Consider the following 12238-nt stretch of genomic DNA (forward strand, 5'->3'; position numbering starts at 1 on the left):
CTTAATTTTAAAACAGCATACACCGTTCCCATATTTAGCGCAAAAACTCATCCTAAAAAAGGTGGTGCGTTATCAAGTAATTACAATTTTAGTGTTGATTTTTAATGTTATGCCCGCAAAACGTTAAAGGCGTATCTTAATTTACTGCTGGCAAAAGGAGCCTAGTATGTCTGATATTCAAAATCGTCAATATATTCTTGAATCTCGCCCAAGTGGCGTAGCGAATGAAAACAATGTTGTTTTAAAAACTAACTCAGTATCAGCGCCAAAAGATGGCGAGGTATTACTCAGAACCATTTATCTATCACTTGACCCCTATATGCGAGGACGAATGAGCGATGCTGAATCATACGCTGATCCTGTAAAGATTGGTGATGTAATGGTAGGCGCAACCGTATGCCAAGTTGAGCAATCAAACCACCCTGACTACCAAGAAGGTGAATGGGTGTTGGCCTATACGGGCTGGCAAGAATACGCAATAAGCGACACTGAAGGCTTAATGAAACTGGGGAAAAACCCTGAAAATCCTTCGTATGCACTTGGTATTATGGGTATGCCTGGTTTTACCGCCTACATGGGGCTTTTAGATATTGGTGAGCCAAAGCAGGGCGAAACAGTCGTGGTTGCTGCAGCTACAGGGCCTGTTGGTGCAACTGTAGGGCAAATAGCTAAATTAAAAGGCTGTAAGGTCGTTGGCGTAGCTGGCGGTAAAGAAAAATGCCAACATGCCGTTGAAAACCTAGGCTTTGATGCCTGTATTGATCACAAAGCAAATGATTTTGCAGAGCAGTTAAGCGCAGCGTGTAATAATGGTATTGATGTTTATTACGAAAATGTCGGTGGCCATGTATTTGATGCCGTGTTACCCCTGCTGAATACAAAAGCACGTATTCCGTTATGTGGTTTAGTATCACAGTACAACGCTACCGAGCTGCCGCCAGGTCCAGATCGCTTATCTATGCTTATGGGTCACATTTTAAAGAAACGCATTAAAGTGCAAGGGTTTATTATTTTTGATGACTACGCCCATCGTTATGAGGAATTCGCAAAAGACATGCAAACATGGTTAAGCGAAGGAAAAATCAAATATAAAGAGCATCTTGAAGCTAATTTCGAAAATACGCTGAACGCCTTTAATGCGATGTTAAATGGTGAGAACTTCGGTAAAACTGTCGTGCAAGTTCAGCAGCCAATTTAAATTTCAAGGCGTAGTCAGCTTGGCTACGCCATTTTTAAGGATAACGAATGATTAAATTACACCATTTAAATAAATCACGCTCTAAACGTATTATTTGGTTACTGGAAGAGCTTGGTGTCGATTACGACATTGTTGCTTATCAACGCAATAAAGAAACCTTCTTAGCACCTGATGAACTAAAACAAATTCATCCGCTGGGTAAATCGCCCGTTATTGAAGATAACGGTAAAGTAATTACAGAATCTGGCGCAATTACTGACTACTTAATTAGTAAGTACGGTGAAGGCAAGTTTATGCCAAGCCAGCAAAGCGACAGCTATGTTGACTATCAGCAATGGCTGCATTTTGCTGAAAGTTCTGCCATGGTGCCCCTTTTACTAAAACTCTTTATTACTAAAGACGGCTGTCAAACTAACTTTATTGCCGACTACGCCGATAATGAAATTGCAAAAATACTGAGCTATGTTAATCAGCAATTACAAGGTAAGCAGTACTTAGTCGATGACACATTGACCGGTGCTGATTTCATGATGTCTTTTGTTGTAGAGCAAGTTGCTCAGGCGGGTAAGCTGTCGTACTTCCCTGAAATCGAACGCTACTTTGAGCAGCTAAAAACTCACGAAAGCTATCACACAGCCAATGAGTTAGAAGCAAAATACGACTGATCTAATATGCAGTGACAATTTATAAACTGTCACTGTTTTCCTTCTTCAATAAAATAAAGCTGCAAAGCTACCAATCAGGTTACACACACTTGGTTGCGTCCCGACTCTTTTGCCTGATACATAGCTTTATCCGCGGTCTCTATTGCTGTTTCAATATCATCGTCAGCGCGAATAGAAGAGACCCCAAAAGAGCCGGTAATTTTTATCGGTTTATCTTTACCTATATCTATTTCAAGTTCTTCAACACCGACTCTCAAGCGCTCAGCAAATGATTGAGCACCTTTTAGGTCTGTTTGTGGCAAGCATACTAAAAACTCTTCGCCGCCATAGCGATACAGATGATCATATTTTCTTAGGTGAGAGTTAATACACTTAACAAGAGCAACCAATACTTTATCTCCTGCGGAATGACCATATTGATCATTAACACGTTTAAAATGATCGAGATCGATCATAATCAACGCACAGCTAAGTGACTTTCTTTTCGCAAGCTCATGCTCCTCTCGCAGATTGCTAAGTAAATGAGTGCGGTTGTTTGCACCTGTTAGGGGATCACGATTATGCAAAAGTTTAGAGAAGTCTTCATTCACTGCCTCAAATAAATAGCGGACTCTATCTAAATCTTCATGAAATTGATCCAAAAGATTGACCGGGATTTTTGAATTAGCTTCATTCAAAGATAAAAGTACTTTAGCCCCGTGATGCATTTTTTGATGCGCTATTTCAATTTCAGCAAAATACGGGTGTAAATTTTTAGAACTAGAGGGGAGTTTATTAAACCAAAGACCAAATTCGCATAATGCATGAGCATTATCGTCAAGATCTTCTTCACATGCTGGTACATTGGCAATAAGGCTACGCAGTAAGCGTTTGTACCAACATTGATGCCATTCAATTGCTTGCTCAATTGCAGCAATGAGTTCTTCAAGTTGTTTATTTGAAAGTGAAAATATCCGTTTGCCACCTTGATCAGCAGTAGCCAATTATCAAGCACCTTTTCATTATTTTCGTAAACTAAAACAATAGTTTAAAAAGCCTATAAGCTCAACAGCAAATTAAAAAAGTCGTGACTATTATTAAACTCAATCAACTAATCGATAACCCACAGCGGGCTCAGTTAAGATATGTTTAGGGCTTGCCGCATTTTGCTCAAGCTTTTGTCTTAACTGACCAATATGTACACGCACGTATTCAGGGCGATTAATATACTGCTCTCCCCACACCTCAGATAAAATAGCGTTATGCGTTAACACCTTGTCTTTTTGCTGAAATAACAACAGCAAAATAGCGTACTCTTTTTTAGTTAGTTTGACTTCTTCAGCACCTTTACGCACCACATGTTTATGTGGGTCGATGTGAATATCGCCACATTGCAGGGTCAGGCTTGGTGTTGTTTGCATACGCAGTAGCACCCGAATACGTGCTAGTAATTCGTTTGCGCTGAATGGTTTGGTCAGATAATCGTTAGCGCCGTTATCAAGGGCGGTGACTTTTTCTGTTTCGCCGTCGCGTGCAGAAAGTACCAAAACAGGGAGCAGGCTCCACTGCCTAAACTCCACCAGCCAATCTTGCCCATCCATATCGAGCAAACCTAAATCAAGCAGCACTAAATCAAACTGCTGCTGGCTTAAAAGTGCAAACGCATCAAGCCCTTTCGCGCACACACTGACTTCATGGTTACTTGCTTTGAGCAGTGTTTTTAAAAAACTTTGCAGAGGCGGTGAGTCCTCTAAAACCAAAATATTAGCCACGGCTGTTACTCCAAATTAATATAGCTGTTGCCTGCTTTGTCTGCTCATTGAGGGTTAATTCAAAGCGCCCCTGATGACATTTAGCAACCACATCGCAAATAACACTCCCTAGGCCAACGCCTTCATCTTGACTCGTCTCGTGCTTATTAGCAAAAGGGTTAGTTAACACAATTTGGTATTCGTCTTGTGTTTCAATAAATTGCATGTTCGCCGAACCATCTCCGTAACGAGCTGCGTTTTCGAGCATATTGGCAAAGGCAATTTCAAGTAAGGTTTCATCGCCAAAACAGATGCTTTGTTGCTGAGCTTCGATGTGCAGTTTAAAGTTATGTAGTTGTTGCTGGCGGCGTGATTTAGCTTCGCTAATTAAGGTCAAAATGGGTAGTTTTTGCCATTTAATATTCTCAGCTAACTTATTCACTTTACTGAGCTCCATGACTTTATCAAAGTGCTGATTAAGAATTTTACTTTGCTCATAAATATTAGCAGCTTGCTCTTTGATAACCTCAGAGCTTAGTTGAATATCATCATCAGCCAACATGCTTGATGCGCCCATAATGGTCGCTAATGGTGTTCGTAAGTCATGGGATAAACTGCGCAACAAGGTGTTTTTTGACCTTTCTAACTCCGCCTGTACTTTAATCGCCGCTGATTGCTCGCGTAGTAAGGTTTTTTCTTGAACCTGATACAGTAAAGAGCACGCTGTATTAGCCAAAGCAAGTTGCTCGGCATTAAGTGCTTTAGCAAACGCGATGCCGCCAAATTCCGCTTGTTGCTCATTTAAATAAATAAACTGCTTAGACGCTGTTAACTGCCAATCACATGCAACCTTTAAATGCGCGGCCATGGTTGTTAAAAACAGCTGCTTTTGCTCCTCAAGGCTATCGAGATCATTAAGCTTTTTTGCTAATTCATACAATAAGCGACTATTACTTGCATGGGCTTGCACATCGCGAACCTTGGTATTGAGCTCGCCGGCTAGGTGGCTTATGACTAAACCCACAATCAACATCACCAAAAAAGTGACCACATATTCAATATTTTCAATATGAAAAGTGAAATACGGCACCACATAAAACCAGTCCGTGCAGGCAACACTCACCAAGGTAGTAAGCGCAGCAACACGACGATTACTGCGCACCGCAACCCAGGTCACCCACAGCAGCTGTAACATAACAATATCGGTGGTTGTAAACAGTTCTCGAAACGGGAATATCGCGAGCACCACCACAAGTGGCATCAACACACTTAAAAATGCGGCTTTTAAATACTGTATTTTGAATACTGACTGCATCATCTTTTCACTTATTTTTTGTCCCTATTAGATTAAAGGGTTTTCAGTTTTGTCACTATAAAGTTTTTATAAAGTTTTTTTATCTCAGCATAAAATCTTTATAAAGCTTTCAACTTCTCTAAAGACTTCTGTTTTTTTGCTATTAGCATTTAGCGCGTACCCACAATAGCGAGAAAGACAATGGCTCAGTTTGCAGTAATCGGATTAGGACGTTTTGGCGTAACCGCCTGTTTAGAACTTTCAAAACAAGGTCATACAGTGTGTGCTGCCGATATTAGCGAAAGCACCGTTAATCACTATGCCGACCAACTCAGTTTTACTGTGGTGGTTGATGCCAGTGATGAAACACAATTAGCACGGCTCGATTTACCCAGTTGCCAAGCCGTATTGGTGGCCATTGGCGAGAATATTGAAGCCAGTATTTTATGTGTATTGCATTTAAAAAACTTAGGCGTAAAGCAAATTTGGGTAAAGGCCTGTACCAAAAGCCATCATCAGATACTAAGTAAACTCGGCGTTGATCGCATTATTCACCCTGAAGAAGAAATGGGCGTGAGGGTTGCACAAGCGCTTAACTACCCAATGGTTAATCAATATTTCCCGCTTAACCAATCCACGTTTATTGTTGAACTAGGCATTGATCTGCAACTTTCAGGTCGCAAAATTGGCTGGCTACTCAAAGAGCGTAATAGCGATATTAAACCGCTCACACTACGACGTGATGATTATTTCAATACAGAGCTGACTAACGACACCGAACTGCGCCACGGCGATAGTTTGGTGTTACTGGGCTCTAAAACCTACTTAACTAAATTAGCAAAACGGTTTCGTGCATTATGATTAACTGGCAAGCCAATGTTTACCCTAAACAATTTAGCGGTGTAAAGTGTCGTAAGCGGCAAAAAATAAACCCACCTTTAGTGCTCACTATCGGCTTTATTGTGTTAATTATGCTCGGCACGGGCTTACTCATGTTGCCAATGGCAAGCACCCAACCGATCAGCTGGCTCGATGCATTATTTACGGCAACCTCTGCGGTTACAGTAACAGGGCTGGTGGTCATCGACACTGGTACTGATCTGACTGTATTTGGTCAAAGCGTAGTAATGCTGCTGATTCAAATAGGTGGTATTGGCTTTATGACCGTGGCGGTGATTTCAATATTAAGTTTAGGAAAAACTCTAGGCTTACAGCAACGCTTACTAGCCAGTCGCGCTTTCGACACTAACGATTTAACCTCGGTGATCAAGGTTGCTAAGTATGTTTTAGTGTATTCATTAGTGATTGAGTCGGTGGCATTTTGCTTACTCTTTATCAGTTGGTTCGATGACTACGGCGCACTAAAAAGCGCCTATCACAGTCTGTTCTATACGATTTCGGCGTTCAATAATGCGGGTTTTGCGTTAAGTGGCGATAGCTTATCGGCATTCAAAGACGATATAACCGTAAACCTGGTGATCACCACTTTGTTTATCATCGGTGGCTTAGGGTTTACGGTGCTGATTGATATCTACAAACAAAAGCGCTGGTCATTATTGTCAACCAATACCCGTCTGGTGTTAATTGCCACTTTAGTGCTCAACTGCATCGCATTTATATTGATTTTTTTCTTTGAACACGCCAATCCCGCAACATTAGCGCCGCTATCAACGTCCGAGCAGATATTAACGGCTTGGTTTCAAGCGGTGACACCTCGTACCGCAGGGTTTAATACCCTACCGATTGATGGTTTGAGTCAAGATTCAACGCTTTTGACTATGCTGCTGATGGTAATTGGCGGTGGTTCAGTCAGTACGGCGAGCGGCATAAAACTAGGCACCTTTGTGATCCTAATTTTAGCCATGCGCAGCTATTTAAAACAGCAAACCACGGTCACCGTGTTTAACCGTCAGCTGAGCGACAAGTTGGTGATCAAGGCATTAAGCGTCATGATACTGTACTTATTTATCGCTTTTACCAGCATTATGATCATCACCAAGCTTGAACAAGGGTCGTTACTTGATATTACCTTTGAGGCAATTTCGGCACTCAGTACCGTAGGTCTTTCGCGAGGTATTACTGGGGATTTAAGTGCGCCTAGTCAGCTCATCATCATATTGCTGATGTTGATAGGTCGAGTTGGGCCACTAACATTTGCTTATTGTTTTGCTCGCCAGCACAGCCAACCTTTGACCTACCCTACTACCAGTATTCAAATTGGCTAAGTGCACATCTTTGACACTTTTTAGTATTAAAATTGTGAACTTGAAAAGCAGTAAAATAAGTCTACAATAATGACATATAAATATGCCATTAATCATTACTTGAGAGATAAATTGAAAAAGTCAGATGCAATCAAAAAGCTATCAGAATTTGATAAACAAGGACGTTATATTTTTACAATGTCTGATTTTGCAAAGATTTTTTTTGATGATACTAATAGGAGCTTGAGAGCGGGGATCTCGCGACTCATCGATGATGGCTTTTTAATTAGAGTTGCAAATGGCATTTTTATTTACGCTCTTGCTCAGTCAAAAGGAAGTGATACGCTGGAGCTAATTGCAAAGACAATCCGCCGCGGTGAGTACAATTACGTTAGTTTAGAGTCTGCACTTTCAGAGTATGGAATTATTTCACAAATCCCCGTTGGCAGATTGACCATTATGACAACAGGACGCTCGGGTGAATATAAAACGCCTTTTGGTACAATTGAATTTACTCACACTAAGCGAGACCGTTTAGACATTCTAAAAAACACGATTAAAACGGATCGCTCTTTGAGATTTGCAACGAAAAATACAGCTCTAAGGGATTTAAAAAGAGTTGGCCGGAATACTCATTTAATTGCAGAGGAAGCATAAGATGAAAACTGAACAAGAGAACTTTGCGCAACTGGTAAATCTCGCTATGCAAACCACAAATGTTTCTCATATGCGGGCTGTTATAGAAAAAGAGTTATTGCATTACGACATCCTATTCGCTCTCGAAAGAGGTGGATTCCTTGATAAGCTGGTATTTCAAGGAGGTACTTCTTTAAGATTATGTTACGGCGGAAATCGCTTTAGTGAAGATTTAGATTTTGCTGGTGGTAAAGAATTCAATTCACTCATGTTAAAAGATATCAAAGCATGTATTGAAAAGTATATTGGCGAAAGATATGGCCTTGAGGTGACAGTTAAAGAACCGAAAGAGTTAAAAAAAGACCCTAAATACTCAGAATTAAAAATTGATAAGTGGCAAGTTGCAGTAGTAACTGCACCACAAAGAAAGGATTTACCCAAACAAAAAATTAAGTTAGAAGTTGCCAATATTCCGGCCTACACAAAGCAGCCTTTACCACTGAATTTGAACTATGATTTTCTGCCTGATGGATACAGCGATACACTGATCTTAGCTGAAACACTCGATGAGGTAATGGCTGATAAAATAATTTCATTACCAGCAACAACAAAGTATGTGCGACATCGAGACATTTGGGATCTTGCTTGGTTGCAACAGCAAGGGGCTCAATTAGATATTGAACTAGTTAAAAATAAAGTTGCTGACTATCAACTTGAGCAATATCAGTCCATGCTCACTCATTTAATTGATAGGTTACCCGAACTTACCACGAGCCCTGAGTTTATCGGTGAAATGAAACGCTTTTTAGATACCGAAGTATTCGATAGAACTCTCGGTAAAGAAAAGTTTCAGTTGTACTTACAAAATACCCTGACAGAGTTATTCAAGACAGTTCAGTCAAAAATGTTTACCGAAGCTACAGAGCCTGATTTTAAAATGTAAGACCCTGCTACAACTGCTGTAGCAAGGTTTTAATGTCACTGTATCGTTGCTGTTCGCAAAGGCCAAAACCTGATAGTTGCCTGACTTTATTACGAGTAAATAAAGGCACGCTCATGCCCGCTAAAAAGCGGCACTGTGTATCGATACTAACATCACTCACCCCTTTAGCGGCTAAGTGCTGTTTAAGCTCAGCAACTTTACTGGCAATCACATTTTGCTCAGGCATTTGATGCACTAATGAATAACTAAGTTTTACCTGCTGGCCTCTACATACTGAACAATGGCCACATTGCTGGGGTGCATTTTGGTCATCAAAATAGCGGGCTAAGTTATAACTTAAGCAGCTATCTAGCTCAAAAAAGCGTACTAAAGTGGCAATACGTTTAATTTCGGCCTGCTCTTTTTCGATAAAGTATTGGTGAAGTTGCTGTGCTAAATCAGCGTGGTTTATTACCGAGTTATTCACCTCATACACTTGCGTAATACGTTTAGTTTCAAGGGCAATATGACCTTTTTCAGCTAAATAATCGAGCGCTGCAACCACGCGCTTTCTATCAACTTGAGTGGCACGGGTTAACGCATCAAAATTAAGTGTGCCCCAAATTTTCTTAAACTCAGTATGTTTGAATACCTGCTGTAAAAACGCTTGTCGGTCAGCATCAAACTGGCCAAGCAGCTCATTTTGATCCGTTAAAAACTTATATTTAAAATCGGCGTAATAGGCATATAACGGTGTAATAGCCCCTTGCATCTCTAGCTGCACCAGTAAGGTTTTTAACGCTAAAGCACGAATATTACTTTCGCTCGATAAGCTGTACTCTTGCATTTCCCACTGGTTATTAGTTTGCTCATTACGAATGTTATTGATGACATAGTCAATCCCACTTTGCTCGGGAGTGTCGGCATAAACGAAGTTTTCAACGGTATTTAAGCTATCTAAGTTTGCCAGAGTAAAACAGTTTGATGGCGCACCATCTCGGCCTGCGCGGCCTATCTCTTGGCTATAGTTTTCAATCGATTTTGGCAAATCATAGTGGATCACAAAACGAATATCAGATTTATCAACGCCCATACCAAAAGCAATGGTTGCCACGACAATATTGATTTTACCCGCCATAAAATCATCTTGAATTTGCCAGCGTTTATCATCCTCAAGGCCTGCATGATAAGCCACCGCATTAAAGCCCGCTCTTGCCAAGCCTTCTGCTACTTGCTCGGCGGTATGTTGTAAGGTGACATAAACAATCCCAGCCCCTTGTTGGCTGGCTATAATACTTGCTAATTGCTGAGGCTTTTCTTGGCTTGCAACACTGAGCACTGACAAATCGAGATTGCTTCGGTAAAAGCCAGTTTGCACTACACACTCAGGGGCAATAGCAAAACGCTCGCACATATCACGCTTTACCTTTTTAGTGGCAGTGGCGGTAAGTAGCAATACCAAGGGAATATTAAGCTCATCACGATAGCGCGGTAGCTTTAAGTAGTCAGGCCTAAAGTTGTGACCCCATTCAGATATACAGTGCGCTTCATCGACCACCAGCATTGAAATAGGCACTTGTTTAATAAATTCACGAAAGCGCTCATTCTTAAAGCGCTCAACTGAGACCATTAAAATTTTCACCTTCCCTGTTCGCACATCACTCATTACCGTATGGCTTTGCTCACTGGTTTGGCTTGAATCAAGGCTTGCCGCGTAAATACCTTTGCTATTTAAAAAGCTGATTTGATCTTTCATCAGTGCCAATAATGGCGATACCACTAAGGTCAAGTTAGGTAAGTGCAATGCACTTAATTGATAGCACAAAGATTTACCCGAGCCAGTTGGAAAAATTGCCAACGACGATTGCTGATTTAATAACTGCTCAATGGTTTGTTGCTGACCTTGGCGAAATTCATTAAAGCCAAAGTATTGATTCAACGAAGTGTGTAGTGGTGTAGTCATCCTGATCCCTCACTGTCATTCCCTTTTTCAGGTAATGATAGGTCTCTTACTGCGAATTAGCCATACTAACGTGTTTGGCTCAATCTCCCAAGGTCATTCATATAACTAAGTTAACTACATTGTTCTTAATGGGTACTGACAAAATCATCAAAAAGGCGCACAATGGGTGGGTTGCCATGGGGTATTGATGGATGGATTTGCAATACCTAAGCGCTTTTTCGCAAGAGTGTTTAGGTATTATACTTTTGAGGGCAACGTAATGATTAACCAACCTCCTAAAATCGTGATAGTCGGTGGTGGCGCTGGTGGCTTAGAACTGGCAACACAATTAGGACACAAACTCGGGAAAAAACGCCAAGCAGAGATACTTTTAATCGATAAAAACCGCAGCCATATTTGGAAGCCGTTACTTCATGAAGTAGCGACGGGGTCGATTGATGCCGATTTAGACGGCGTTGTATACTCAGCTCATGCAGCAAAACATCATTATAATTTTCAACTCGGCAGCTTTTGCCACTTAGATCAAACCAACAAAACCATTACTTTAAGCGAGTTAAAAGACGAGCTCGGCCACCGCATTTTACCTGAGCGCCAAGTGAGTTATGACTACCTAGTACTTGCTATAGGCAGTGTCAGTAACGACTTTAATACCCCAGGCGTTAACAAGCATTGTTTCTACCTTGATTCAAACCAACAAGCTGAACGCTTTCAGCATGCCCTACTCGATAACTTCACCCGTTTACATCAAGATGATGATCCACAGCATTCTTTAACCATTGCTATAGTCGGCGGTGGTGCAACCGGGGTTGAGCTGTCGGCAGAGCTTTATCATGTGTCAGACATGCTAAAAATGTATGGCCTTAATAAAATGACTGCTAAACGCTTACACATTGATTTAATTGAAGCGGGGCCGCGAATTTTACCCGCTTTACCCGAGCGCATTGCAAATTCGGCTAAACGAGAGCTGGTTAAGTTAGGAGTAACAGTACGCGAAGGCACGCAAGTAAAAGAGGCCACAGAAAACAGCTTTATCACCAAAAACGATGAACATATTAAAGCCGATATTATGGTTTGGGCTGCAGGCGTAAAAGCCCCTGATTTCATTAAAGACATTGGTATTTTTGAACTCACCCGCAATAATCAAATTAAGGTGAATCAATACCTGCAAAGTAGTATCAACGACGACATTTTTGTAATTGGTGATTGCTGCGCATTTACCCAAGAAGATGGCACACAAGTGCCCCCAAGAGCGCAATCGGCCCATCAAATGGCACAATGTGTTGAAAAAAACCTAATAGCCACACTCAAAAATCAGCCACTCAGTGCCTTTACTTACAGTGATCATGGCTCTTTAGTTAATTTGTCACGCTACAGCACGGTAGGTAGTTTAATGGGTAACTTAACCAGTAATAGCTTTTTTATTGAAGGGAAAATAGCGCGATTTATGTATATTTCGCTCTATCGTATGCATCAACGAGCCATTCATGGCAGCGCAAAAACCTTTGCATTGTGGATCAGCGAAAAAGTACTGCGCGTTGTTAGGCCAAAAATGAAACTGCATTAGGCTACAGTGCAAAACATAGCCGACAAATCAGTTGTTTGTCGGCTATATATGCTCTTCGTCCC

Annotated in this window: 11 protein-coding genes; 7 read left to right on the forward strand and 4 right to left on the reverse strand. The window is 41.1% G+C overall.

What is annotated here, in order from left to right; translation table 11 throughout:
• Positions 1-166: 166 nt before the first annotated feature.
• Both curA and AAEU31_RS02605 read left to right on the forward strand, forming a co-directional pair.
• Positions 167-1198: an NADPH-dependent curcumin/dihydrocurcumin reductase gene (gene curA / locus AAEU31_RS02600; protein WP_135926754.1), complete on the forward strand. Its 1032-nt coding sequence runs from the start codon at positions 167-169 to the stop codon at positions 1196-1198.
• Positions 1199-1245: 47 nt separating this feature from the next.
• On the forward strand, positions 1246-1863 hold the full coding sequence (locus AAEU31_RS02605; RefSeq protein ID WP_421966332.1) for a glutathione S-transferase family protein: 618 nt from the start codon (positions 1246-1248) through the stop codon (positions 1861-1863).
• A 74-nt stretch (positions 1864-1937) separates the two neighbouring features.
• On the opposite strand, the gene AAEU31_RS02610 is transcribed toward AAEU31_RS02605, so the two are convergent.
• The 3 genes from AAEU31_RS02610 to AAEU31_RS02620 form a co-directional block, all read right to left on the reverse strand.
• The gene (locus AAEU31_RS02610) at positions 1938-2846 is read right to left on the reverse strand and encodes a diguanylate cyclase (protein WP_421966333.1); all 909 of its coding nucleotides are present in this window, start codon (positions 2844-2846) and stop codon (positions 1938-1940) included.
• Between the two features lie 99 nt (positions 2847-2945).
• A complete protein-coding gene (locus AAEU31_RS02615; RefSeq protein ID WP_062564727.1) occupies positions 2946-3614 on the reverse strand; it encodes a response regulator in 669 nt (222 codons plus the stop codon).
• On the reverse strand, positions 3607-4911 hold the full coding sequence (locus tag AAEU31_RS02620; RefSeq protein ID WP_421966334.1) for a DUF4118 domain-containing protein: 1305 nt from the start codon (positions 4909-4911) through the stop codon (positions 3607-3609). Before AAEU31_RS02620 ends, AAEU31_RS02615 begins: the two co-directional genes overlap by 8 nt.
• 177 nt (positions 4912-5088) lie before the next feature.
• Between AAEU31_RS02620 and AAEU31_RS02625 the strand changes: the two genes are divergently transcribed.
• From AAEU31_RS02625 to AAEU31_RS02640, 4 genes are all read left to right on the forward strand, one after another.
• Entirely contained in the window at positions 5089-5748 is a 660-nt protein-coding gene (locus AAEU31_RS02625; RefSeq protein ID WP_054553462.1) for a potassium channel family protein, read from the forward strand.
• On the forward strand, positions 5745-7112 hold the full coding sequence (locus tag AAEU31_RS02630) for a TrkH family potassium uptake protein (RefSeq protein ID WP_421966335.1): 1368 nt from the start codon (positions 5745-5747) through the stop codon (positions 7110-7112). Before AAEU31_RS02625 ends, AAEU31_RS02630 begins: the two co-directional genes overlap by 4 nt.
• Before the next feature lie 111 nt (positions 7113-7223).
• Positions 7224-7748, forward strand: a complete 525-nt coding sequence (abiEi, locus tag AAEU31_RS02635; RefSeq protein ID WP_332393590.1) for a type IV toxin-antitoxin system AbiEi family antitoxin — start codon at positions 7224-7226, stop codon at positions 7746-7748.
• Between the two features lies 1 nt (position 7749).
• The gene (locus AAEU31_RS02640) at positions 7750-8670 is read left to right on the forward strand and encodes a nucleotidyl transferase AbiEii/AbiGii toxin family protein (protein WP_421966336.1); all 921 of its coding nucleotides are present in this window, start codon (positions 7750-7752) and stop codon (positions 8668-8670) included.
• Between the two features lie 7 nt (positions 8671-8677).
• On the opposite strand, the gene AAEU31_RS02645 is transcribed toward AAEU31_RS02640, so the two are convergent.
• On the reverse strand, positions 8678-10612 hold the full coding sequence (locus AAEU31_RS02645) for a RecQ family ATP-dependent DNA helicase (RefSeq protein ID WP_421966337.1): 1935 nt from the start codon (positions 10610-10612) through the stop codon (positions 8678-8680).
• 259 nt (positions 10613-10871) lie between these two features.
• Between AAEU31_RS02645 and AAEU31_RS02650 the strand changes: the two genes are divergently transcribed.
• Positions 10872-12176, forward strand: a complete 1305-nt coding sequence (locus AAEU31_RS02650; protein ID WP_421966338.1) for an NAD(P)/FAD-dependent oxidoreductase — start codon at positions 10872-10874, stop codon at positions 12174-12176.
• Positions 12177-12238 lie beyond the last annotated feature (62 nt).

This window comes from Pseudoalteromonas thalassia (assembly GCF_049257215.1).
Lineage (GTDB): Bacteria > Pseudomonadota > Gammaproteobacteria > Enterobacterales > Alteromonadaceae > Pseudoalteromonas > Pseudoalteromonas lipolytica_C.

Excerpts from the sequence above, each read along its gene's own strand:
- AAEU31_RS02605 (WP_421966332.1), top strand. The coding sequence starts at position 1,246 with ATGATTAAATTACACCATTTAAATAAATCACGCTCTAAACGTATTATT.
- AAEU31_RS02650 (WP_421966338.1), top strand. The coding sequence starts at position 10,872 with ATGATTAACCAACCTCCTAAAATCGTGATAGTCGGTGGTGGCGCTGGT.
- AAEU31_RS02620 (WP_421966334.1), bottom strand. The coding sequence starts at position 4,911 with ATGATGCAGTCAGTATTCAAAATACAGTATTTAAAAGCCGCATTTTTA.
- AAEU31_RS02625 (WP_054553462.1), top strand. The coding sequence starts at position 5,089 with ATGGCTCAGTTTGCAGTAATCGGATTAGGACGTTTTGGCGTAACCGCC.
- curA (WP_135926754.1), top strand. The coding sequence starts at position 167 with ATGTCTGATATTCAAAATCGTCAATATATTCTTGAATCTCGCCCAAGT.
- AAEU31_RS02645 (WP_421966337.1), bottom strand. The coding sequence starts at position 10,612 with ATGACTACACCACTACACACTTCGTTGAATCAATACTTTGGCTTTAAT.
- AAEU31_RS02640 (WP_421966336.1), top strand. The coding sequence starts at position 7,750 with ATGAAAACTGAACAAGAGAACTTTGCGCAACTGGTAAATCTCGCTATG.
- AAEU31_RS02630 (WP_421966335.1), top strand. The coding sequence starts at position 5,745 with ATGATTAACTGGCAAGCCAATGTTTACCCTAAACAATTTAGCGGTGTA.